This window comes from Variovorax humicola, assembly GCF_037889915.1.
GTDB classification, from domain to species: Bacteria; Pseudomonadota; Gammaproteobacteria; order Burkholderiales; family Burkholderiaceae_C; genus Variovorax; species Variovorax humicola.
Genome location: NZ_JBBKZV010000007.1, coordinates 112,329 through 136,131, shown reverse-complemented (window position 1 = coordinate 136,131; position 23,803 = coordinate 112,329). Strand labels below are relative to the sequence as shown.

Annotated in this window: 19 protein-coding genes and 1 pseudogene; 11 read left to right on the top strand and 9 right to left on the bottom strand. The window is 67.1% G+C overall.

Annotated elements, in window-relative coordinates; genetic code table 11:
• Positions 1 to 58: 58 nt before the first annotated feature.
• On the bottom strand, positions 59 to 1,102 hold the full coding sequence (locus WKW80_RS14690; protein WP_340364306.1) for an ABC transporter substrate-binding protein: 1,044 nt from the start codon (positions 1,100 to 1,102) through the stop codon (positions 59 to 61).
• A 203-nt stretch (positions 1,103 to 1,305) separates the two neighbouring features.
• Between WKW80_RS14690 and WKW80_RS14685 the strand changes: the two genes are divergently transcribed.
• The 3 genes from WKW80_RS14685 (at position 1,306) to WKW80_RS14675 (ending at position 5,579) form a co-directional block, all read left to right on the top strand.
• Positions 1,306 to 2,217, top strand: coding sequence for a LysR substrate-binding domain-containing protein (locus WKW80_RS14685; protein WP_340364305.1), 912 nt, complete (start codon positions 1,306 to 1,308; stop codon positions 2,215 to 2,217).
• 248 nt (positions 2,218 to 2,465) lie between these two features.
• Positions 2,466 to 4,937, top strand: coding sequence for a DEAD/DEAH box helicase (locus WKW80_RS14680; RefSeq protein ID WP_340364304.1), 2,472 nt, complete (start codon positions 2,466 to 2,468; stop codon positions 4,935 to 4,937).
• A 117-nt stretch (positions 4,938 to 5,054) separates the two neighbouring features.
• On the top strand, positions 5,055 to 5,579 hold the full coding sequence (locus WKW80_RS14675) for a type II toxin-antitoxin system HipA family toxin (RefSeq protein ID WP_340364418.1): 525 nt from the start codon (positions 5,055 to 5,057) through the stop codon (positions 5,577 to 5,579).
• Positions 5,580 to 5,638: 59 nt separating this feature from the next.
• Here the strand turns inward: WKW80_RS14675 and WKW80_RS14670 are convergent, their stop codons facing one another.
• From WKW80_RS14670 to WKW80_RS14635, 8 genes and pseudogenes are all read right to left on the bottom strand, one after another.
• Entirely contained in the window at positions 5,639 to 6,880 is a 1,242-nt protein-coding gene (locus WKW80_RS14670) for a TIGR02679 family protein (protein WP_340364303.1), read from the bottom strand.
• On the bottom strand, positions 6,877 to 11,079 hold the full coding sequence (locus tag WKW80_RS14665; protein WP_340364302.1) for a TIGR02680 family protein: 4,203 nt from the start codon (positions 11,077 to 11,079) through the stop codon (positions 6,877 to 6,879). Before WKW80_RS14665 ends, WKW80_RS14670 begins: the two co-directional genes overlap by 4 nt.
• A 17-nt stretch (positions 11,080 to 11,096) precedes the next feature.
• Complete coding sequence (locus tag WKW80_RS14660; protein WP_340364301.1) at positions 11,097 to 12,362, bottom strand: TIGR02678 family protein; 1,266 nt, start codon at positions 12,360 to 12,362, stop codon at positions 11,097 to 11,099.
• Positions 12,362 to 13,921 carry a TIGR02677 family protein gene (locus WKW80_RS14655; protein WP_340364300.1) on the bottom strand — a complete coding sequence of 520 codons (1,560 nt, stop codon included), beginning with the start codon at positions 13,919 to 13,921 and terminating at the stop codon, positions 12,362 to 12,364. Before WKW80_RS14655 ends, WKW80_RS14660 begins: the two co-directional genes overlap by 1 nt.
• Before the next feature lie 12 nt (positions 13,922 to 13,933).
• Entirely contained in the window at positions 13,934 to 14,086 is a 153-nt protein-coding gene (locus WKW80_RS14650; protein ID WP_422822907.1) for a hypothetical protein, read from the bottom strand.
• Positions 14,087 to 14,161: 75 nt separating this feature from the next.
• Positions 14,162 to 14,319, bottom strand: a pseudogene (locus WKW80_RS14645) (VOC family protein); the annotation flags it as partial.
• Positions 14,320 to 14,422: 103 nt separating this feature from the next.
• Positions 14,423 to 16,330 carry an acyl-CoA synthetase gene (locus WKW80_RS14640; protein ID WP_340364299.1) on the bottom strand — a complete coding sequence of 636 codons (1,908 nt, stop codon included), beginning with the start codon at positions 16,328 to 16,330 and terminating at the stop codon, positions 14,423 to 14,425.
• A 50-nt stretch (positions 16,331 to 16,380) separates the two neighbouring features.
• Positions 16,381 to 17,211, bottom strand: coding sequence for a phytanoyl-CoA dioxygenase family protein (locus WKW80_RS14635; protein ID WP_340364298.1), 831 nt, complete (start codon positions 17,209 to 17,211; stop codon positions 16,381 to 16,383).
• 160 nt (positions 17,212 to 17,371) lie between these two features.
• Between WKW80_RS14635 and WKW80_RS14630 the strand changes: the two genes are divergently transcribed.
• The 8 genes from WKW80_RS14630 to WKW80_RS14595 all read left to right on the top strand — a co-directional run bounded on the left by WKW80_RS14630 (position 17,372) and on the right by WKW80_RS14595 (position 23,776).
• Positions 17,372 to 18,835 carry a sensor histidine kinase gene (locus WKW80_RS14630; protein ID WP_340364297.1) on the top strand — a complete coding sequence of 488 codons (1,464 nt, stop codon included), beginning with the start codon at positions 17,372 to 17,374 and terminating at the stop codon, positions 18,833 to 18,835.
• The gene (locus tag WKW80_RS14625; RefSeq protein WP_340364296.1) at positions 18,832 to 19,458 is read left to right on the top strand and encodes a response regulator transcription factor; all 627 of its coding nucleotides are present in this window, start codon (positions 18,832 to 18,834) and stop codon (positions 19,456 to 19,458) included. The genes WKW80_RS14630 and WKW80_RS14625 overlap by 4 nt, the downstream gene beginning before the upstream one ends.
• Before the next feature lie 113 nt (positions 19,459 to 19,571).
• Positions 19,572 to 20,093: a GlcG/HbpS family heme-binding protein gene (locus tag WKW80_RS14620; RefSeq protein WP_340364295.1), complete on the top strand. Its 522-nt coding sequence runs from the start codon at positions 19,572 to 19,574 to the stop codon at positions 20,091 to 20,093.
• 5 nt (positions 20,094 to 20,098) lie between these two features.
• A complete protein-coding gene (locus tag WKW80_RS14615) occupies positions 20,099 to 20,785 on the top strand; it encodes an ankyrin repeat domain-containing protein (RefSeq protein ID WP_340364417.1) in 687 nt (228 codons plus the stop codon).
• Positions 20,786 to 20,867: 82 nt separating this feature from the next.
• Positions 20,868 to 21,503 (top strand): FMN-binding negative transcriptional regulator, encoded by a 636-nt coding sequence (locus tag WKW80_RS14610; protein ID WP_340364294.1) that lies wholly within the window; start codon positions 20,868 to 20,870, stop codon positions 21,501 to 21,503.
• On the top strand, positions 21,496 to 21,717 hold the full coding sequence (locus tag WKW80_RS14605) for a hypothetical protein (RefSeq protein ID WP_340364293.1): 222 nt from the start codon (positions 21,496 to 21,498) through the stop codon (positions 21,715 to 21,717). The genes WKW80_RS14610 and WKW80_RS14605 overlap by 8 nt, the downstream gene beginning before the upstream one ends.
• 29 nt (positions 21,718 to 21,746) lie before the next feature.
• Positions 21,747 to 22,841, top strand: coding sequence for a tRNA adenosine(34) deaminase TadA (gene tadA, locus WKW80_RS14600; protein ID WP_340364292.1), 1,095 nt, complete (start codon positions 21,747 to 21,749; stop codon positions 22,839 to 22,841).
• Positions 22,838 to 23,776 (top strand): LD-carboxypeptidase, encoded by a 939-nt coding sequence (locus WKW80_RS14595; protein ID WP_340364291.1) that lies wholly within the window; start codon positions 22,838 to 22,840, stop codon positions 23,774 to 23,776. Before tadA ends, WKW80_RS14595 begins: the two co-directional genes overlap by 4 nt.
• The last annotated feature ends 27 nt before the right edge of the window (positions 23,777 to 23,803 follow it).

The window sequence follows — 23,803 nt, the reverse complement described above, 5'->3', positions numbered from 1 at the left end:
TGAGTCCAGTACGGCGTGAGCCCCGCGGCAAAGGGCTGCGGGAAAGGTACGGCGAGGCCTAGCGTTCAATCGTTCGGTTCCAACGATTGGTCCACTCGCCGCGTTTCTCATTGACGACGGCCCAGTTGGTCGGCAGCAGCTTGCCGATTTGCGCCGGGCCGTAGGGCACCTTGGCGGCGATGGCGGGATCGAGCTTGACCTTGCTGTTGACCGGGCCCCAGCCCTGGGTGTCAGCCTGCCAGGTCTGAACTTCAGGCGACATCAAGTACTGCAGCAGGGCCTGGGCCTGCTCGGGAACGTCGCTGTTGACAACCGGACAGGCGGTGATCAGCAGCGCCATCGCGCCTTCTTTGGGGTAGACGAACTCGATGGGGAAGCCGGTGGCCCTGAAGGCCTCGACGCGGCCGCTGCCCCAAACCGCCAGGTTGACGTCGCCGTTCTGGAACAGCTCGGTCATCTTGCCCGCCGACGGCTCCCAGGCCAGCACATTGGGTGCGACTTCCTTGCCCATGGCGGTGAAGCCGACGTCCATGGCCGTCTCGCTGCCTCCATGCATCCTCGCGTACATGATCAGCGTCTGCAGGCCGTAGGTGTTGGAGATCGGCGGGATGGCCACCTTCTGCTTGAACCTCTTGTCGGTGAGGACTTTCCATGAATCGGGCTTGGGCAAGCCAGTCTTCTTGAAGGCTTCGGTGTTGTAGGCCAGTCCCGTGGCGACAGCGCCGACAGCCATGGAGCGGTCGTTGATGCGGGCCAGCGGGTAGAGGTCCTTGAAGATTGGCGCGTCCTTGACCTTGTCGCAAAAGCCGAACTGCACGGCCTGCTGCATCGGGCCATCGTCCATGATCACCAGATCCAGCTCCTGCCTGTCCTTCTGGGCCTGCAGCTTCGCCAGCGTGTCGGTGGAGTTGCCCGCGACGTAGACGATCTTGACCTTGTGCGCGGCCTCGAAGGCCGGGATGACCTTTTCTTTGAACAACTTCTCGCTGGTGCCGCCGTACGAGCCGACGTAAAGCGTGGGAACGGTCTGCGCGTGAGCGAGGCCCGCACAGGCCAGGGCGACGGCCGCTGCAAGCGGCGCGCTTGGGGATTTTTCTTTCATCAGGGTGTCTCCATGACAGTGCATTCGGCCCGTTTATCTGGACACGTCACGCACCTTTTTCACATCAGGTTATGGGTCAAAAAAGGCCGCACAACCCACTAATGCACTTGCGATGGGAATACTAAATGGCAGACTTTTATTAAACTAATACAATTATTTTTTTGTCCTATAACATTGCGTTATAGTTTTTAAAGGGTTTTCCCTTGCGCTTCAGACAGCTCGAAGCCTTCCGCGCCATCATGTTGTGCCAGACCGTGACACGGGCGGCCGACATGCTGTTCATTTCGCAGCCGGCGGTAACGAGGCTGCTCGCCGACTTGGAGGAAAGCGTGGGCTTTCGACTCTTCGAACGCTCGCGCGGGCGGCTGCATCCGACGGCCCAGGCGCAACTGCTGTATGAAGAGGTGGATCGCTCACTGATCGGCATCGACCGCATCGCGCGCACGGCGCATGCGATCAAGACTCAGCAGCACGGCACATTGAATGTGGCAGCGCCGCCGTCGATTGCGCTTTCCTTCCTACCGCGTGCGATCGCGCATTTCCTGAAGGACCACGGCGAGATCAAGATCGGCCTGGGGGTCTACGACTCGCGCAGCATCGTGGACATGGTGATCGGCCAGCGCTGCGACGTAGGCATCGTCAACCTCGCCATCAGCAACACCGGAACGCACGGAGTCAGCCTGTTGTCGACCGCGCATGTATGCGCGGTGCCCGTCGCGCATCGCCTCGCCAGCCGAGAGGTGGTGGTACCGGCCGACATTGACGGGGAACTCTTTCTTGCGCACCCGAGCCACCTTGGCACACGACTGTTGATCGACGCCATGTTCGCGGCCCATGGCGTGAAATACAAACCGGCGCAGGTGGAGAGCCAGGTCTCGGCGACGCTTGTTTCACTGGTGGCGGCAGGCCAGGGGATTTCTCTGGTCGATGCGATCACGGCCATGGAATACAAGGGTAGCGACCTGCGTTTCATCCCATTCGAGCCGTTGGTGCCGCTCGAGTTTTCGGTGCTGACGCCCTTGCAGCGCAGACCACCCGAACTGGTCGAGGCCTTCATAGCGCATGTGCGCAAGTTCGCCATAGCCGAGTTGGATCCTCGACTGGTGATGAAGTAGGTTCACCACGCGCGTCGGCTCACTCGTGTTTCGCGTTGCTCAAAATCGAGAGGGTTCGACGAGAGATGAAAATCCAGCCCTCCTGCCCAACAGAAGTGGTCGCCAAGACGTGTGGCCAAAATGGCGTGTTGAAGCTCGCCTTCAGACAGTGTTGACCGAGCGTGCCGAGCATCTCGATGTCAACCTGACGGCTACCCCCTCACCGGCTTGTCAAAATGCAGCCTGCCCAACCTGAATCAGTCGATGCCATGAAGCGCCAGCAGAAGCCCGCCAAGCCGCCCCCGGAACCCAAGCTGTCCCGAACCCATGCACCGGCAGGGCTTGCGCCGATCGAGTGGCAGCGTGCTCTGCGCCGCCAATTCGGGCGCGAGCAGGTGTTTGGGCTGGAGAACACCGGCTCGGAGCCGTTTTTCTCCGAGTTCCGCGTCAGCAATCCGGAGTCGAAATCCACCTATTACCTGGCCATCCGCGGGTCGCAGCCAGGCGACAATTTCTGCGCCTGCCCCGACTTTGCGACCAACGAACTCGGCACCTGCAAACACGTTGAATTCGCGCTCGCGCGGCTGGCAAGAAAACGCGGCGCCAAGTCGGCATTCGCACGTGGTTACCAGCCCGCTTTTTCCGAGCTGTATTTGCGCAACGACGGTACCCGCACAATTAATTTCCGTGCGGGTACGGATTGCCCCGCCGCGCTGGCGCGCTCGGCGGCCGATTTGTTCGACGCATCGCAGGGCTGGCGCCTGCCAGAGGACCGCTTCGACAAGATCGGGCGGTTTGTCGCACTTGCGGCGCGCACGGGCCACGAACTGCGCGCCTACGACGACGCGCTCGACTTCGTCGCCGGCAGGCGTGATGCGGCGCGCCGCGCCGCGGCGTTGGTCGATCTATTCCCGGATGGCGCTGCGGACACTCGCTGGAAGAAGCTGCTCAAGGTGCCGCTGTATCCGTACCAGGCCGAAGGCGCGCTGTTTGCCGTGCGCGCCGGCCGCGCGCTGATCGGTGACGAGATGGGTCTGGGCAAGACCATCCAGGCGATCGCCGCGGCGGAAGTCCTGGCGCGGCATTTCGATGCTGCCAAGGTACTCGTGGTCTGCCCGACGTCGCTGAAGTATCAGTGGCAAAGCGAAATACTGCGCTTTTCCGGTCGCAAGTCCAGGGTAATCGGGGGCGGGCGGGCCCAGCGGCAAAAGGAATATGCCGGGGAAGACTTTTGCAAGATCACCAATTTCGAGAAGCTCAAATCCGACCTCGATCTGATCTCCGCCTGGGCCCCGGACCTCGTCATCGTCGATGAGGCGCAGCGGGTCAAGAACTGGAACACCATCGCGGCAAAGGCGCTCAAGCGCATCGACAGCACGTATGCGATCGTGCTGACAGGAACCCCGCTGGAAAACAAGCTGGAGGAGCTCATCTCGATCGTCCAGTTTGTCGATCAGCACCGCCTCGGTCCGACCTGGAAGCTTCTGCATGAGCATCAGGTCCAGGACGAGGGCGGCCGCGTGACGGGTTACACCGGCCTCGACAGGATCGGCCAGACCCTGGCGCCGGTCATGATCCGGCGGCGCAAGTCCGATGTGCTGCTGCAGTTGCCGAGCCGCACCGACCAGAACCAGCTGGTGCCGATGACCGAGAAGCAGATGCTGTACCACGCAGAGAACGCGGACATCGTGGCGAAGATCGTCCAGCGCTGGCGGAAGATGAAATTTCTCTCCGACCAGGACCAGCGCCGCCTCACCTGCGCCCTGCAGAACATGCGCATGTCGTGCAACAGCACCTACCTGCTCGACCAGGCGACCGACCACGGGGTCAAGGCGGACGAACTGGCGGAGTTGTTCGAGGGGCTGTTCGTCCAGCCGGGCGCAAAAGCGGTGGTGTTCAGCCAATGGACGCGCACACACGCCATCGTGACCCGCCGACTCGAGGCGCGGGGCATCGGCTATGTCAGCTTTCATGGCGGTGTGCCGTCCGAGCAGCGCCCGGCACTGATCGAGCGCTTTCGCGATGATCCGGATTGCCGCGTGTTCTTGTCGACCGATGCCGGCAGCACCGGCCTCAACCTGCAGCACGCCTCGACGCTGGTCAACATGGATTTGCCATGGAATCCGGCGGTGTTGGAACAGCGTATTGCGCGTGTGCACCGCATGGGGCAGAAGCACCCGGTACAGATCGTCAACTACGTGGCCAAGGGAACCATCGAGGAGGGCATGTTGTCAGTGCATGCGTTCAAGCGTGCCCTGTCCGCCGGGATTCTGGACGGCAGCAGCGCCGAAGTGTCGCTTGGCGGATCCCGGCTGAGCCGCTTCATGAAAGACGTGGAAAACGTCACCGGCCGCATGGGTGACGGCGAGGCCATGGCTCCGGCTGAAGAAGCCGCCCAGGTCGCTGCCCTGGAACTGGCGGCAGGCGTTGGTGCGACGACCGCAGATGCGGACACCGTGACCGCAACGGCTGCACCAGGGGCCGCCGGAACCGATCAGGAGTCGGCGGTGGCGAACATCGACCCATGGTCCGGCTTGTTGCGCTTCGGTGCGGAACTGGCGGCGGCGATGACCTCACCGGACAATGGCTCCGGCACCCCCCACCCTTGGGTGACACGTGACCCTGCTACTGGGGTGCGCAGCCTCAAGGTGCCGCTGCCGCCGCCGGAAACTGGCAAGCGGATCGCCGATGCCTTGGCGCTGCTCGCCGACGCATTGCTGAGTGCGGACAACAGGCACTAGTGGCACTGGCCGCCATGCCGTCCACGCGCTGGCGTGAAGCCGTGGACCGGCTGGAGCTGGATGCCCCCAACAGGCAAATCAAGAAGCTCTGCCCAAAACTTCTGAGGACGCGCGGGACTGGATCAAGAGCACTTCGACCGAACGGTAGATGGCAGGCTTCACTTTGCGTCGGCGATGACGCTCACCGGCCGCCTGGATGGCGATGATGCATCGAAAGGTGCGAGCTATCTGGAGATCGCCCGCGTGCTGATCGATCACGGCGCGCGCACCGTCGCCGATTTGCGCGAGCTGTGGTCGCGCATCGTGTTCAACATGCTGGTCTCCAACGCAGACGATCACTTGCGCAAACACGGTTTCATCCTCGTGCCCGGCAAGGGTTGGCGCCTGTCCGATGCCTACGACATGAATCCCGCGCCTGAGTCGCAAGGCCTGAAGCTCAACATCAGCGAGGCTGACAACGCGATGGACCTCGATCTGGCGCGTTCGGTAGCGCCGTACTTTCGGGTCTCCAAGAGGCTGGCCGACGAGATCGTCAGGCGCAGCCAGTCCGTGGTGAAGCAGTGGCCCAAGATCGCCGACAGCCTGAAAGTTCGTGCCCGAGAGCAGGAGCGAATGGCTGCAGCGTTCCAGCTCGCTGGCTGATCAGACCATCCGGCCGCTTCGGCGGAACAGCACCCAGTGTCCCTGACACCTCCCGGGATTCAGTCTTGCCGAAGATCACCCAACAGGGACGCCGCCACGGCCTCTTCGGCGATGGCCAGGCCATGGCGCTGCATCGCGGGGGCCAGTGCGGCGTCCCATGACGCGGCGATGCAGCCGTCGGCCAGATCGCGCCGGGTATGCGCGGCGCATGCCGCCGCCGCTTCGTAGTCCGCGACACCGAAACGCCAGGGAACTGCGCGCCAGGCACGCATCACATGGTTGCCGATCTGCACGCCAGGCCAGTCGAAATCGCCGTGGTACCGCAGGCGGGCACCGGCTTGGGCCAATTGAGTGAGCAGCGTTCGCTGCGCCGCCGCCGGCATGCCGTCGGTGCACACCAGCGCGGCGCAACCCATGCCCAGCCGGTCGGCGGCGATGGCGACCAGGTTGGGGTTCTCGCACACGAAGACTGTGTGGCCGGCCACGGCCCATCTCGGCGGCGTGCGCAGCAGGCGGCGCAGTGACAAGTAGGCGGGTTCGCCGGGCGCGCACACCGGTGTCTCGTCGGCCTGAACCGGCAGATTCAGCAGCAGTGCCGGTCGAGCGAGTTCGTTGACGAGCACGCCGGCCCGCGCCCAAACGTCACGGGTGCGCTCGTCAAGTGCGTCATCGGGATCGCCGGCATTCGGCTGGTCTTTTTCGATCTGGCGCAATGTGGCCAGCACCAGTGTCGCGGCGGCTTGGCCGTTGTCCAGCGCATGGGCGTTGCCCAGCGTTTCGGCCGCCAATTGAGCACGCGCCACGCCGCCGGCTGGCAGACGGCGCAGCACGGCATCGGCCGCTTCCAGCAGGCGCTGGGCGGCTGAGATGTCCTGCCGGGCCAGGCGTTTGAGCAAGCCGAGCGTGGTGGGCGTCTGCAAATAGCCGGCGAGCGCGGGGTGGACACAGGCCGCGGCTACGGCGGACCAACTCGCCCGCGCTACCGCGCGCAACGACGCGAGGTGCACGATAGGGCCGTCGAGTTGTTCCAACGCATGGTGCAGTGAGCCCGCGATGCCGGCGTCGCGCAATGTGGCGTCGAGCAGCGAGATATCGATCTGTATCGACTTCGCCTCCCGCGGCGGGCGCCCCGTCAGCAGCGCCAGAGCTTCACGTTCCGCGGCGCCCAGGGAGCCCAGGCGTAGCAGGCCCGGCGCTGCGCCCGGTTCGGCCCGTTCAAAATGGCGGCGCAGACGCTGGCGCAAACCAGCCAGTTCGTCGCCCCCGAGCAGCTTTTGCAGGCGTGGGTCCATGCGATTCATGCGGGCGCAAACCGCCGGTCCGGATCGTCCTCGCGCCGTTTGGCCCGGCCGTCCCAGGTCCAGCGCGAGACATACACCGCATCGATGCCTTCGCGCCGCTGCAGCTGGCAGATCGACACGCCGGGCAGTTCGGCGTAACACGCCCACTCGCGTTCGCTGGTGATCACGAAATCGAGGTCGAACTCGCGGATCAGTCCCATGCAGTGCGCCCGCGCCGCATCGTCGATGCCGGCGAAGGCTTCGTCGAGCAGCATCAGGCGCGGCGCGCACGGGTTGCTGCCCTGGCTGTAGAAGCTGGCGATGGCGGCGAACAGCGGTACCGTCAGGCCCAGGGCGCGTTCGCCGCTGGAGGCCGGGCCCGAGAGCTTGCGCCACTGGCCGTCTTGCAGGCGTTCGACGCGGAAGCGGTGCCAGCGGCGATAGTCGAGCGCACGCGCCAACTGGTCGACCATGCTGCCGCCGCCGTCGCTCGCATGTCGTCCCGCGTCGGCATCGGCGCGCTCGCGTTCGGCCTTGATGCGCTGCTGAAGCATCGTGCCGACAACACGCCTGTCCTCGGCCGACCAGAGGTCCGCACTGGTGTTGAGCAGACGACGGCGCGCGGCCTCGAGCCCGACCGGCGCACCTTCGTCTTCACCCAGCGGCTGCCAGAGCAGGCGGTAGCGCACGCCGGTGGAGGTCGGGCGTTTGTGCAACTCACGGTTGATGGCCTGCACCTGCGTTTCGGCCGCGCGCAGCAGGCGCTGCACTTCGGCCGCGATCTCGGCCTGAAGGTAGTTTTCCAGCACCTCGCTTTCTTTCGCGGTGAGCAGTTCGCTGCGCTGGCGGATGTCGTCGGCCAGCCGCAACGCGAGCTGGTCGGGGCGCTCCGGGCGGCTGTGAAAGATGATGTGCACGACGAAGCCCCAGTCGCTGGGCTCGGCCGGCGCCTGATGGCCGAGCGCGCTCAGGGCGCGCTGCAGTTCCTGCAGATCCTCGGTGATCTGCCGCTGCACGCGGGTCCAGCCGGCTTCGTCGTCGCGGATGTGCGCCAGCGCGTGCTCGATGCGGCGCGCCAGCGTCAGTGCGGGATCGATGGTCCAGGTGCTGCGCAGGTCGGGCAGTTCGATGTCGGGCAGCGCGGACGACAGCAGGCTGCTGTCGGCAAAGTGCTGAAGGCGCGCGACGGCGGTGGCGCGGGCTGCGGTGCGCTGGCTCAGCGTGCCCTCGGCGCTTTCGCTCCTGGCACTGGTGCGTGCGCGGGCTTCGCCGGCGAGGCGGCGCGTTTCGGTGGCCGCACGCTGGGCCACGTCGGATGCCTGCACGGCCTGGCGCGCTTGCGCCAGTTGCCGGCGCAAGTCATCGACCTGGGCGCCGACCGTCTCGCGCAGCACCTCGAAGCGCGCCTGCGCTTCTTCGGCTTCGATGCGGCTGGCGGCGAGCCTTTCTTCGCGCTCCTGGCGTTGCGCCAGTGCTTCGGCCTCGCGCGACTGCTGCAACAGCAGCTCGGGCTGCGCACGCCGCCATTCCTGCGCGGCCTGCACCAACCGGTATTGCGCGTCGTTGAACGCTTGCAACGCAGCTTCGACGGGGGCCAGCGCATCGGCGGCCAGCGGCAGGCGCATGTCGGCGGCGTCGCGCTGCAGGCGCTCGCGCGCGGCGTGCTGGTTCTGCTCGGCCTCGCGGCACTGGGTCTCGGCCTGGCCCTGCCGGGTGCGGGCGGTCTGGAATTCGCGGGCGCAGGCGGCGGTGTGTATCAGCGCCTGGCGCAGCGGCTGATCTGACGGGGCGCTGCGCCATTCGTGTTCGGCCTGTCGCTGGTCGGCCTCGAGTTGTTCGAACTGGAGCGCCACGGCCGCGCTTTCTGCATCCAGGCTGGTCAAGCGCTGCGCGATGATTTCCAGCCGCTGCCGGCGCGCCATTGCGCGGGCGGCATGACCGACGTAGGCCGCCTGCGGCTTTTGCCAGGCGCCTGCCAGCGTCCCGAGGCGAAAGCGCCCTTCCGGCGAGACCCAGGCTTCGGCAGCATCGTTTTCGCCACCGCAGGCTACGCTGGCAAGCAGACGCTCGACGGTAGCGGCCTGCATCGTGGCTTCGGCGGGCACGTCGGCCCGCAGCCAGCCGGCCAGTGATGCGCCGGGCGCTGGCGGGCGCCGGGCCCATTGGGTGTCGAGCCATGGTGGGTTGCCTTCCTCGGCGCCGAGCAGCGCGCCGTCGGGCGTGACCCAGGCGTCGAGCAGGCCCGAGGCTTCGAGCGCGGCTTCGAGGCCAGCGCGCTGCACGCTGCCCACGTGATCCTGGAAATCGACGAGTTGCCACAGCGGCGCGCCGGCGAGTTGGTTGCGGCTGTCGGCGGTGCGTGTGTGCGGCCGCGGCGGTTCCGCATCCCGACCGGCGTTCAGTTGCTCACGCTCGGCTTCGAGTGCTTCGCGCTCGCGTTGCAGCGTTTCGCGCTGCGTGCCGAGGGCGACTTGCGTTGATGCGTGACGCACGCTGGTTTGTTGCTGCGCCGCTTGCAAGGCCAGCCGGGCGGGGTTGTCGCTACCTGGATCGGCGAGCAGCACCCAATCGTTCAGGGCTTCCAGTGGGGCGTCGTCGTCCCAGCGAAGCTGCACCAGGTTCGCCGTGTGGGTTCCCCAGGCTTCGACCAGCGCCTGCCCGGCTTCTTCGGCGGCCGCATCGGCCTCGTTGCGGCGTTCTGCCGCTTGTTCCAGCTCGCCCTGGCGCTCGCGCTGCGCCTCCTGCCGTTGCGCCAGCGCCAGGCTGGCTTGATGCAGTTCGCCGTGGCGGCGGTGCAGCAGCGCCAACTGGTCGCGGCGCGCGGCCACCGCGCTGCGCAGCGCGGCGGGCGCCGCGTCGAACTCGCGCGCTGCGAGGTCGGCCAGCGCAGGCGGCGCCAGCGCGGCCAGTGGGTTCTCGCCAAACGCCGCGTCCACGCCGGCGCCGTCGGCATGCGCCGCGCCTTCATGGCGCACTGCCAGCAATGTTTGCTCGGCCTGCGTCGCACGCTGCGCGGCTTGCCGGCCGGCCTGCTGCTCGCGCTCCCATCGGCTGCGGGCGTGGTCGCAATCGGCCTGTTCCGTCTTCACCGCCTCCCGGCGCTTGCGGGCTTCTTTTTCGGCGCCTTCGAGCCGGTTTGCATCCTGGTTGATCGGATCGGACTGCAAGGTTTCCTGTCGGGCGCGTTGCGCGGCCAGTGTGCGGTCGGCCTGCTCCTGGGCCTGCTGCGCCTGCGCTTCGGCAGTCAGCGCGGCTTGCAGGTCGGCTTGCGCCTGGTTGCGTTCCTGGCTCGCGTTGTCGAAGTCGGTCTGCGCCTGGCGCAACTCACGCGCCTGGCGGCGCGTCAGCATGCCGGCGTAGACGCGGTAGCGCTGGTCGAAGCGCTCGACCGCTTTCGCCAGGCCCTTGAGTTCGTCGAGCTGGCGGCGGTCTTCCTCCAGCTGGTTCAGGGCTTCGGCCACGTCGGTCAGGAGCTCTTGCGGCATCGGCGGCAGCGCCTCGGTGAGCGCATGCGAGAGGCCAGCCTCGTCGGGCTTTTTCGACAGCTGCGGCTGGCGCAGTTGGATCAACGTGTCCATCAGGGCGTCGTAGCGCCGCGTGCCGAGGTGGAACAGGCGCTCGTCCACCGCGCGGCGGTAGCTGGCCGCCGACTCGAACAGTTGGCCCCGGCCTTCGAGGGTGTCGCGCAGGCGTTCCCTCGTCAGCACCACGCGCTGGTCGTTGGTGAGCCACAAGTCGCGGCCGATGCGCGGTCCGGCACGTTCCGCTTGCTCCAGCATGAAGAACCAGCTTTCCACCTGCGTGCGCGCCGCCACTGCCGACAAGCCCGCGCCCAGTGTCAGATAGCGCGGCGTGCCGTCTTCCGCCACGCGGCCGAACTCGATCCAGGCATAACCGATGCGCCGCGGGTAGCTGTTCATCAACAGGTTCCAGGCCATCTTCTTGCCGTTGTCGCCATCGGGTTCGACGCGCGACGAACGCAGGTTCGCGTCGAACAGGAAGGGCAGCGTCAGCGACAACACTTTCGACTTGCCGGTGCCGTTGTTGCCGCGCAGCAGCAGGTGGCCGTCGCGGAACCAGAACTCCTCGCTGTCGTAGTGGAACAGTTCGACCAGGCCGAGCCGCAGCGGCTGCCAGCGTGGGCGCTGGGGCTCGGGGAGAGCCGGGCGGTCGGTGGCCTCCTGGGTTTCGAATGGGATGTCGACGATGTTGTCAGTCATGGGGCGGAACAACGGGGTCAGAACAGCGAGCCGCTGGATTGACGGCTGCGTGGCGCGGTCGCTTGTACCTCGGCGTCGCCGAGTGCAAATCGGGCGATGGCGGGCAGCGCATAGACGCGGTCCGCGTCGCGCCGGATGAGATCGAGTTTCTGCAGCCGCTCGAGCGCGGTCTGCGCCAGTTCCCGTTCCGCCCCCGGCTCGCGCGCCGACTTGCGCCAGAAGCGGCCGTAGCGTTCGGTGGCGCCGCGCACGAAAGCGGCGATCGCATCGTCGGTGTTGGTGGCGCCCGCACCCTCCTTGCGGGCGCGCTCGGCCAGGTGCTCGGCGACCAGCAGCGTCACATGGGCCTCGGTGCCTTCGCCCGGCATCGCCACGTCGGTCAGCGTGCCGGCTTCGTCGGTGAGCGCCAGGCCTTCGGCGCGCTGTTCGGCGACCAGGCCTGTGGCATCGCACAGGCGCGCGGCCATCACACCGCGCTGGTTGGCGAAATAGGCCTGCGTCTCGGCGTCGAGCGCGTCGGCGTAGACCACGGGGTCGTCGAGCAGGCGGCGGGCCAATGTGTGGCGCAGCGCCGTGCGGCGGCCTTCGTCGCTGTCGGCCACGTGTTCGGTGACGAGCGCATGCATTCGTTCGTCGAGTGTCACCGGCGCGTCGGCGGTGGCCCAGGTGGAAGGCCCGCGCACCGCCGCGAGCATGCCGGCCAGCATCCGGCGCTGGATGTCGTAGAGCGCGTCGGACTGCGTGCTGCCGGTGGTGTCGTGCACGAAACCGTCTTCGTCACCGGCCACCCGCTGCAGCACGCCGAATTCCAGCAGGCTGCGGCAGACGGCGACCAGGTCGCGGCGTTCGGCCGCAGTGCGCAAGGTGAAGCTGAACTGCCGCGTCAAGAGCGCCGGATCGGTCGCCATCTCCATCACACGCTCGCCCAGCAGGTGCAGCGTGATCTGCGGGTCGGCGCGTTCCAGCACGGCGCAGGCCAGGCACAGCAGCACATACCGGCGGCGGTCGAAGTCCTTCAAGCCGCGTGTTGCGCCTTGCAGGTCGGCGGGGCGTTTGTAGAGCCGGGCCCCTTCGCGTTCGACATGCAGCACCCAGCCGGCTTCCCGCGCGAACCACTCGCGCAGCTTGTCGGCCTGACGGCGTACGGCGGGGAAGTCTTCGTGCGCGGGCGGCATTAGCGGTTGCATCAGCAAGGCGCGCAAGCCGATGCGAAATTCGTCGCGCTGCTGGCGTGCCTGCAACTCGCCGATGCGCTGGCTGCCGGTGTTTCGGCGTGTCACCATCACTCGAGTTCCATCGTCGGAGTAATCGTCAAACGATGATCCCGGCCTGCGAACACGCCGGCTGGCGTGACGACATGCGCCAGGCTGCCGTCATCCAGCGGTTCGAGCCTGATGTGCAGAAGGCCATCACCGGTCTGGCGTTCGACGGCCGTCTCCGGCCCCGGCTGCTCGGCCAGCGCCTCGCCCAGCAGATTCAGGAACAGGCCGAACGCGTGCATGTCGAGTTCACCGAGTTCCGACAGCCGCGTTGCGCGGCCGGTGGCCAGGCGCCGGCGTGCCGCTTCGACCTGCCGCGACTCATCGGCCAGTTGGCCGGCCATGCGCTGGCGTTCGTCGCTGCGGTCACGCACCTTGGCCAGCGGCCCGCGCGGTGCCGCCTCGCCATACTCGCGCAGGCGCGGGTTGATCTGCAGCGGCGGCGCATCGGTCCAGGGGGTGCTCGCCGGCAGGCTGTCGTCGGCCTGGGGGTTCAGCGAAAAATGCCGCGCCGGATTGAGCGCAAACGCCGCGCGCGACAGCCGGTGCGCTTCGCCGTCATCCTCGCAGGCCGCGAACCAGCCGGCGAGCATGCGGAAGTCGGCCGAACGGTCGCTGCGGCCGCTGCGCCGTTCATTGATTGCCGCGATCGCGCCCAGCAGTTGCGGGATCGCTGCGCGCACACGGGCGCGCAGCAATTCGGCCTGCGGCGGTTCCTGGCCGGTTTGCAGGAACCAGCCGCGCAGGCCTTTCCAGCGCTCGCGCCAGGCCTGCCAGCGGCGAAACTTCTCGTCGGCCAGGTCTTGCTCGCCGCCCGGCGCGGCATCGCGCGCTTCGCGTTCCGCGACACGCAGCAGCACCGGATCGATACGCGGCGATAGCGCCTGCACCAGGCGGGCGATGGCATCCGAACGCCGCACCAGGTCGCCCATGAAACGTTCGAGGTAGTCGATCAGCCGGCGTTTGTAGCCGACCACCGAGCCGGCTTCGGCCTGCTGCAGCTCGATGCTGCGCGCCACCCCGGCCATGAAGGCCTGCGCGTTCTCGGCCAGGCTCTCGAACACGCGCACCAGGTCGCGCAGGGTCTCGTGCACCTTGGCGGTGTCGGCGCCTTCGCCGCCGGTGTCGGCATCGATCAGGTTCTGCAACGCCAGCAACCTGCTGGCGATGTCTTCCAGCGCGACAGTCTGCAACTCGGCACGGTGCTGCAAGGTCCGGAAAAAGGCAGTAAGCGCGGCTTCGACCGCTTCCCCGCCGAGCGACAGCCGATACAGGAACTTGGCGCGATAGAAGTCGCTGAGGGTCGAGACACGAGCGGTGTCCGGCTGCGACTGCAGATTGCCCCAATCGGCCAGCTGCGTCAGCGCCGCATTGACCTCTTCGATGCGCGGCGGAGTGTCGAGCCACTGTGCCTCGGCCAGCACTTCGTCGGCCCGCAGCTGCAGGCGGTACTGCCGCTTGGCGGCGGCGAACACGTCCATGATGCGGCGGTAGAGGACGGTCTTTTCGGCGCTGACATGGCGGAACAATTCGGCCGGGTTGTTGGCGGCCGGCAAGCTGCCGCCTCCTTTTCGGTCAAGCATGCTTCTCCCTGTTCATCCCATACCAGTGACGAGTTTGATCCACTTGGCGCTGCGGCCCTTTCCAGTCGACGCGACCGATCCTTCTGTTTTCATCGCGCGCAGCACCAACAGGACCTTGTCGCGGCTCACGCCCGGGCAAGCGTCAGCAAGCGCGACATGCGTCATGGAGTGGGAGTGATTAGCCGCATTTCGCGGACATTCGGCGATGGGGTGCCGGGCCGGCATCGCGGCCTTTCAGGTCTCGACCGTCAAGACATCGCCCTGCTTGCCTGCGGGATAGTCGCCAGGTGCGCGATGGACAGCTTTCACCGCGCTGTCCGGGAGCGTCTCGGCGTAGAAGTTCGCGGCCTCCAAACGGTGCCGTCGTACCAGAGACAAATAGTGTTCTTGCTGACCAACCTGGTTCTCCAATATCGGGACAGATAGCTGCGTTCGAGCCGTACTGCGGCCGGACCGCTTCGCTTCGAATACCAGTCGAAGGTTAGCAGAGCTCGATGCCGTTCAGGCCCACACGATCTCGTGCTTCCACACCAGCGGCGCCAGGCGCGCGCTGACCTCCTGCCCGAGCTTGTCCCGCTCGCCATCGCTCACGCCTTCGAACTTGACAGTGATGAGGTTGCCGCGCACCGGGCAGGGTCCGGCTGTCACCGACAGCGCCTTGCCCGCAGGAACCAGCTCCGCCAGCATCTGCGTGACCGTGCGGCCCGCGGCATCCCAGCGCAGCGCGGGCTTGAACACCTTGCCCACGGCCGTCAGTGGAATGCTGTCGACGAAGTAGAGGTTTACTGGCACTGCGGCGCGCTCGGGGGTGCGGTCGGCGACGAAGGCGCGCAGCTCGGCCTCATCGGCCATCGCCCCGGGCTTCAGCTGCACGTAGGCGACCGGCAGCTCGCCCGCGTACGCATCGGGCTGCCCGACCACGGAAGCCAGCGCGACGGCGGGGTGCTGGAAGAACACCTCTTCGATTGCCATCGGGTCGATGTTGTGGCCGCCGCGGATGATCAGGTCCTTGGCGCGCCCGGTAACCCACAGGTAGCCGTCTTCGTCAAGGCGGCCGAGGTCGCCCGAGTTGACCCACCCCGGCGCCACGAACGCGCCCCGGTTGTGGCTCTCGTTCAGGTAGCCCGAGAACACGCCCGGCCCGCTCATCGTGACCACGCCGATCTCGTCGACGGCGCAATCGCGCACTAAACGGTCCTGTTCGTCGAGCTGGACGACGCGCACGCGGCTGTACGGAACCGGGTGCCCCACCGAGCCGATCCGGATGGGACGGGTCTCGTACGAGATGAGGTGGACGCTGGAGGTCTCGGTCATGCCGTAAACCTCCATCACCGGGATGTCGAAGCGCTCCACATAGGCCTTGCCGACCGGCACCGGAATGGCGGAGCCGCCGCCCGCGGCACGCTGCAGGCTGGACACGTCGGCGCCACCGACCGGCACGTTGAGTGCCGCCGCCATGACCGTCGGCACAGCGCCGAACACTTCGGGGCGATAGCGCTCGACCAGGCGCCAGACGTTGCGCACGGACGCCGGATTGCGCCAGCCCGCAGGTGACAACACGACGAGCGTGCCCCCGGAGGTCAATGTCGCCAGGCCCTGCGTCAGCGCACCGCCGACATGGAACAGCGGGAGCCCGAACAGGAACACGCAGCCTGGTCTGAGCCGAAGCATCAGGCCCATGGCCCATGCTTGATAGACCTGGTTGGCATGGGTGTGGCGCACCAGTTTCGGCATGCCGGTGGTTCCGCCGGTATGGAAGTAGGCGGCGGTGTCGCCACCGGCGATGCGACGGTTGCCGGTCAGCCTGTCGGCGGGCTGGCGTGCGAGTGCGGCATCCAGGTTGAGGATGCCGCGCGCAGCATCGTCGCTGCCACCGACCACGAAAACGGTCTTGAGTTGTGGCATCGACTCGCGGATGCGTTCGACCTTGGCCCAGATGTCGGTGCCGGGCACAGGGCCGAGTGCGACCAGCACCTTGGTGTTGGCCGCGCGAAGAATGTCCGCAAGCTGGCCTGCCTCGAGCAGCGGGTTCACCGGATTCGCGATGCCCGCGGCCTCCGCGCCAAACAGCGTGAAGAAGGCCTGGGGCACCAGCGGCAGCAGGAAGCTCACCACGTCGTTCGGGCCTACGCCCGCTTCGGTGAAGAGGTTCGCGGCCTGGGTCACGCGGCCGATGAACTCGCGGTGGCTGACGCGCAACGGTGTCTCGTCGGGATCGGCGTTCGGCAGGAACAGCAGCGCCGGGGCGTCGAGGTCGCAGGCCGCACCCAACTGCAGCGCCTCATACGTGCTCGTGGCGGCGATGCGTTCGCCGTACGGCACCGCTTCGAACTCGCGCACTTCCGCATCGCTTGCCAGCGTCGGCCAGGTGTCGCCGATGACTCGGTCCAGAGGATGGATGTGTGCCATGTTGTCTCCCTTGGTCAGTGGATGGATTCTTTGTCGTCGAACGCGCCCAATCAGGCCCGCGATGCCTCGACGACGTTGACGTAGTCGGGGCGCAAGACCTTGGTCGGATGCGATGCGGTCACGTGCCCCATGAACGGCGGCATGATTTCGTAGCCGAGCAGCGTCTGCAGGCGCGGCGACATCTCGCGTACCACCGTGGGCGGAACGCCGAGGTAGAAGTTCTCCTGCGTGCGTGCCCAGGGTTCGCAATACTGGTTCGAGAAGGCCAGGCGCTGCGCCTGGCTCCTGTTGGCGCCGCCGCGGTGCAGCAGCGTACCGTGGAAGACGACGCAGGCGCCTGCCGGCATTTCCATCGGCACCAGCATGCATTCGAGCGAGGGCGGCATGGCGGAGTCGGCATCGTGCCCGTCGTAGATGCCGGCAATTTGCGCGTCGCTCCAGCGGTGGCTGCCGGGAATGATTTCGGTGCCGCCGTTTTCCGCGGTGAAGGCGTCCACCGCGACGATGGTACTGATGCTGATCGACGGCCGTGGACGCGGGATCGGATAGAACGAATCGTCGAAGTGAATCGGCTGCGGCGTCTCGCCGGGATGGATGCAGATCGCCTGGCTGGCGGTGAGCAGATAGCCGGGCGCGAGCAGCTTGTCGAGCATCGCCAGCACGCGCGGATCTTCGGCAATGTCCTCGAAACACTGGCCGCGTCCGACCAGCGTGTAGACGCGCTCGGTCTTGAAGCCTTCGAAGTTGTTGCGCCCGGCGTAGCTGCTGAGGAATGGCGCGAGTCCGGCGCGTACGCGTGCGATGTCGTCGGCTTTCAGGAAATCGGGGATGACGGTGAAACCCTGCGTGTCCAGTTCGTCGAGATGACGTTGAACGTCCATCGGTAAGAGCTCCCAGGCGCCGGGGGGCGCAGTCAATCGAAGTGGGTGGATCGGCGCCGGGAGGCCGACTCGCAGAGCCTATCGCGCTTGCTTGCCGCGGCGATTCTGGTTATCCATGACGCGCCTCCTGTCCGCCGATGCAAAGGCACAATCCGCAGCCATGAATCAACGGTTGCGCGCGCTCGCTGGCTGGTGGCTCGCGTGGCTTGTGGCCAGCGCGGCCGGCGCGGTATGGCTGGCGCGAAGCGAACTGCAGCAACTGCAGGAAGCGTTCGAGACCGACGCACGCATCGCGCATCGCCTGCTGAGCCAGCAGGTCGTGCAGTACGACGCGGTGCTGGCCACGCTGGCGCTGCTCGGCAACGCCGGCGCGGCCGATTCGCCCGAACAGCGGTTGACCTCGGTCTATCCGTCGATCCTTTCAGTGCAACGCCGCGAGCTCGCCGGAACGTGGCCCGATGCTGCGCTGGGCGAGGCCGAGGCGCAATCGCGCAGCCTGCATCGGCCCGCACTGGCGCAGGTCGACCTGCCGCGCGGCCGGTATCGACTGGTCATCGGCGCGGAGCCGGTCAGCTATGCGCTCGACATCGACCTGCACGCCACCGTGCCGTGGCGTGACTGGCCGATGGACCCCAAGACCAGTCCCGCCCGCGTCACCATCGAACAGGGCCTGCAGCAGTTCATCGTGCAGCCGGGCCGCATCACCGAAAAGGGCTGGCGCTTCGACTTCCACAAGGTGCTGGCTTCGGAGAGCCAGGCTTTCGACGTGGTGGCACAGCGAAACGTTGCATGGCGCGAGTTGCCCTGGCTCCTGATGGCCGGCTGGGCACTGGCCGTGGGATTGCTGCTCGGTGGTGCCTGCATGTTGCTGCGCCAGCGCGAGGCGCGGCGTCGCGCCGAGGAATTGCTGCGGCTAGGCCAAGTGGCCCGCCTGAATGCGCTGGGCGAATTGGCAGCCGGCATGGCGCATGAACTCAACCAGCCCCTCACGGCCATGCTGGCGAACACCCAGGCGGCCAGGCGCCTGCTGGCCGAAGAGCCGCCCGAACTCGGCACCGCGCGCGATGCCATGGCCAAGGCGATCGAACAGGCCCGGCGAGCGGCCGAGGTGGTGGCGCGGCTGCGGCGCGCCATCGAGCGGCCCGATCGTCACGGCCGCCGCGAACCCGTGGCGCTGCAGGACGCGGTGCGCAGCGCCTTGTATCTGCTGGAACCGGAGTGCGCGCGGCGCGGCGTGAGCGTGAGTTTCGACCCCGGCGCCGCCGTGCGCGTGCTGGCCGATCCGGTCGCGCTGGAGCAGATCGTGCACAACCTCCTGATCAACGCGCTGCAGGCGCTGGACACGATGCCGCCCGAACAGCGCCGCATCGCGATCGACGTCGCCGCGCGAGGCGCGATGGGCCAGCTCGTGCTCAGCGACAGCGGCCCGGGCATTGCCGCCGATGCGCTGCCGCGCCTGTTCGATCCGTTCTACAGCACGCGCGAAGGCGGCCTTGGCTTGGGCCTCAGCCTGAGCGAATCGCTGGCCACCGAGATGGGCGGTGCGCTCGCGGCCGATCCCTCCGCGGCGCGCGGTGCGCGCTTTGTCCTGAGCTTGCCGCTGTTGGCGCAAACCCCCGCATGAATCCGCCGCTGTCACCCCTCATCCACCTGATCGACGATGACCAGGCCGTGCGCGACAGCCTGGCGCTGCTGATCGGCACGGTGGGCCTGCGCGTGCAGACCTGGTCCGACCCGCAAGTCTTCATCGACGAGTTCGACCGCGGCGGCATCGGCGCGATCGTGCTCGACGTGCGCATGCCGGGCATCAGCGGGCTCACGGTGCTGGACCGCCTGGTCGCCCAGGCTGTCGACCAGCCGATCATCATGCTGACCGGCCACGGCACGGTGGAGATGTGCCGGCGCGCTTTCAAGTCCGGCGCGGCGGAGTTCCTGGAAAAGCCGGTCGACGACGAGCAACTGCTCGAAGCGCTGCAGCACGCGGTGCGCCAGCATGTCAACTCGCGCGAGCGCACGCAGGCCGACCAATCGGCGCGCGACCGCTTTGCGCAGTTGTCGGAGCGGGAGCGGGAGGTGCTCGGCATGATCGTCGCCGGGCTGACAAACAAGGAGATTGCACGGGCGCTCGCGCTGTCGCCGCGCACGGTCGAGACGCATCGCGCCAACCTGTTCGCCAAGCTCGATTGCGACTCCCTGGCGCAATTGATCCGCCGCTATGCCGCGCTGGCCGAACGGGCCGCTCCGTAGAACTACGGAGCGCCGCGCGTAGCCCTACGAATAGCGGCGGGGCAGGGTGTTTTCTACAGTAGCGAAGCGGTTGGCGCAGTGCCAGCACGGTCACTTCACTCTGGAGATTTCACATGCATTTCACCCTTCGTCTCGGCGCTGTTGCGCTGGCTTTCGCGGTCGTCGGCGCACAGGCACAACAAGCGCAACCGGCGCAACAAGCACAGCCGCTGGTTCGCACCGAGAAGAACATGTCGCTCGAACTGGCCAACCAGATCGCCTCCGCCGCCGTGGCGGCTTGCGCCGCGAACGGCTACAACGTGGCCGCCACCGTGGTCGATCGCGCCGGCACCGTACGCGCCGTGCAACGCGCCGACAATGCCGGCCCGCACACGCTGGCTTCGAGCGAACGCAAGGCCTGGACATCTGCCTCGGCCAAGTCGCCTACGCAGGCCATGATGGAAGGCTCCCAGAAGAACCCCGCCGGCGCCAACCTGGTCTACCTGCCGGGCATGCTCTTGCTGGGCGGCGGCGTGCCGGTGAAGGCGGGCCCCGACGTCATCGGTGCCGTGGGCGTCGGCGGCGCGCCGGGTGGCAACCTGGACGAGCAATGCGCCAACGCAGCGCTTGAAAAGGTCAAGGGCCTGCTGGGCTGATGAGAATGCGTCGCCGCCTGTTCGCACTGCTTGGCTTGCTGCTGCTGTGCGCCGGTCCTGTGGTGGCGCAGGTGGCGCCGTCCCCCAGCGACGTGCAAGCCTACGAAGGCCTTCACAAGGCCGCATGGCGAGGCGATGTCGCATCGCTGAACGCCCAGCTGAAGGCCGGTGCGGACACGAACGCGCGCGACGGCCACGGCCGTACGCCGCTGCACGTCGCCACCTTCGCGCAGCACGGCGATGTGATCCGGGCCCTCGCGCAGGCAGGCGCGAACCTCGACGCCATGGAAGACGACCGCTACGACGCGGTGACCATCGCATCGGTGGCAAACGATCCGGTCACGCTGAGGACGCTGCTTTCGCTCGGTGCGAGCGCACGCCAGATCACCAGCCGCTACGACGGCACGGCGCTGATCGCGGCGTCGCACCTGGGCCATGACGAAGTCGTTCGCCAACTCGTCGCGGCCGGTGCGCCGCTCGACCATGTGAACAACCTGCACTGGACGGCCGTGATCGAATCGATCGTGCTGGGCGATGGCGGCCCGGCGCACCAGCGCACTTTGACGCTGCTGGCCAAGGCCGGCGCCAACCTTCGGTTGACCGATCGGGAAGGCAATACCCCGCTGCAACTGGCGACCGTGCGCGGCTACACGGCCATGGTCGCCACGCTGAAGGCGGCCGGCGCGCGTTGAAGATTTGCCTCGGGCACGGCCCGTTTGCAGGCGACGGTGCCGCTGGCACACTAGGGTCCGCTGCACCCCGCCCAGGAAATCCATGTACCTGCCACCGCAATTCAACGAGAAGAACCGCGACGTCGCCATCGAGTTGATGCGCGCACATTCCTTCGCCAGCCTCATCACGATCGATGAGGAGGGCTTGCCGTTCGTGACGCACCTGCCGCTGGTGGTCGACGTGCGCGACGAATCACGGTTCTCCCTTCTGGGCCATTGCGCCAAGCCCAATCCGACGTGGCGCCACCTGCAGGCGCGCCCCCGCGCCGTTGCCACATTCCAGGGGCCGCACGCCTACATGTCGCCCAGCGTGTATCCCGACCTGGCCCGTGTGCCGACCTGGAACTATCTGGCCGCGCATTGCACCGTCGAAGCCAGGTTGATCGAATCGCCGGCGGAGAAGGACGCATTGCTCAAGCGCTTGATCGCCGATCACGAGCCCGCCTACGCCGCGCAATGGAAAAGCCTTGGCGAAGAATTCCAGCTGAAGATGCTCGCAGGCATCGTCGGCTTCGAGCTGAAAGTGGTTGCATGGCAATGCAAGCTCAAGCTCAACCAGCACCGCCGCGAGGCCCATGAGGCGATGTATACCGCCTACAGCCAGGGCACGCCCGACGAGCAGGCGTTGGCTGCGTGGATGCAGCGACTCGATTTGGTCGCGGGAGCCCAGCATGCGTAGCCTGGGACTGGTCGGCCTCGTGCTGGCCCTGGTGATCGTCGGCCTGCTGGTGAAGAAGCAGATGAGCAGCCTGGTGCCGGCGACGGCGCCCGCGGCCCCCGGCGCGCCCGCGCAGAACGTGCGCGAGCAGAGCCAGCAAATCCAGCAGCAGGTGCGCCAGTCGGTCGAGGCCGCCATGCAGCAGCCACGCCCGCTGCCGGATGACGCGAAATAGATGCTGACGTCGGATTCGGCAGCAGCCCGATGACGGACGACGACTGGATGCAGCGCGCGCTGGCAGAGGCGCACGCCGCCGGCGCGGCCGGCGAGGTGCCGGTCGGCGCCGTGGTGGTCAAGGACGGCGTGCTGGTCGCGAGCGGGCGCAACACCCCTATCGCGCAAAACGACCCGAGCGGTCACGCGGAAATCAATGCACTGCGCGCCGCGGCCTTGGTGCTCCGCAACTATCGGCTCGAAGACTGCACGCTCTACGTGACGCTGGAACCCTGCGCAATGTGTGCGGGCGCAATGCTGCATGCCCGCCTGGCGCGCGTGGTGTTCGGCGCATCCGACCCGAAGACCGGGGCCGCTGGCTCGGTGATCGACCTGTTCTCGCAATCGCAGCTGAACCATCAGACATCGGTGCAGGGCGGTGTGTGCGCAGCGGAGTGCGCCGCGCCGCTGCAGCAGTTCTTTCGTGCGCGTCGGCTGGAGGCTCGCGATCAGGCCCAGCCCCTGCGTGACGACGCCTTGCGCACGCCCGACACCCGCTTCGCCGACCTGCCGGATTGGCCGTGGACGGCGCACTACGTGAACGACTTGGCCAGCCTTGGCGGCTTGCGCATGCACTACGTCGACGAAGGGCCGCACGATGCGGCGCTTGCCGTGGTCGCCCTGCATGGACCGGGTCAGTGGGGCTATCTCTATCGGCACCTGATCGCGCGGCTCGCGGCGCACGACGGATTCCGCGTGCTCGTGCCCGACCTGATCGGCTTCGGTCGCAGCGACAAGCCCAAGCGCGCGTCGATCCATTCGCTCGAATGGCATGCGGCGGTGATCCAGGAATGGGTCGAACGACTGGCGTTGCCGCGCGTGTTGCTGGTTCACGGCGCGGAAGACGCGGCACTGGTCGCACTCGTCGCATCGTCGTTGCCGGAGGTGCAGATCGCGGGTTGTCTGGCCGTGGAAACGCGTCCGGCCGCGAACGAAACGTCAGCGGCATGGCGCGCACCGTTCGTCGACGCGGGCCATCAGGCCGGCCTGCGCGCATGGCCCATCAAGCGCGGGGCAGTGCGCGACCTCGCGCCGGCCGAAGCGGCCCGGGCAGCGCAGGTTGCAATGGGATACTTCGCGCCGTGACAAAACACATCTACATCTTTTCGCCATCGAGCGCGGTGCGCGACAAGGCCGCCTTCAAGCGCGGCATCGCTCGCCTCAGGGCCCTGGGCCACGACGTTGAAATCGACGAAGCCGCGCTCTCCGTTCACCAGCGCTTTGCCGGCGACGACGCCACCCGCCTTGCTGCCATTTCCCGTGCAGCCGCCAGCGGCGCCGACATTGCCTTGATCTCGCGCGGTGGCTACGGCCTCACTCGCATCCTCGATGCGCTGCCCTACAAGGCGATCGCCAAGGCCATTGCGCATGGCACCGAATTCGTCGGACTCAGCGACTTCACCGCGTTCCAGAACGCGCTGCTCGCGAAAACCGGCGCGGTGACCTGGTCGGGCCCTGCCGTGGGGGAAGACTTCGGCGCGGAAGGCGGTGCGGACGACATCATGGAAGCCTGCTTCGACGATCTGCTGTCAGGGCAGGGCGAAGGCACCGGCTGGCGCCTGCCGGCGCGCGACGCCGAGGCTGCGAGCGGCATGCGCAGCATCCATGGTGCGCAACTCTGGGGCGGCAATCTCTGCGTGCTGACCAGCCTGCTCGGCACGCCGTACTTTCCGACGATCGACAAGGGCGTGCTGTTCCTGGAAGACGTCGGCGAGCATCCTTACCGCATCGAGCGCATGCTCGAACAACTGCGCCACGCCGGCGTGCTGGCGCGCCAGAAGGCGATCCTGATGGGCCAGTTCAACGGCTACCGCAAGGTGCCGAACGATCGCGGCTTCAGCCTGCAATCGGTCGTCGAACGCTTGCGCACGCAACTCAAGGCGCCGGTGTTGACCGGCTTGCCGTTCGGCCATGTGCAGACAAAGGTGCTATTGCCGGTCGGCGCCAACGTCGAACTGGCGGCCGACGGGCGCGATGTCTTCATGGTCTGGGGGCACCGTCATGCTCATCATCACCACTGAGCGACGGAGGGGCGCAAATGGCGCCCG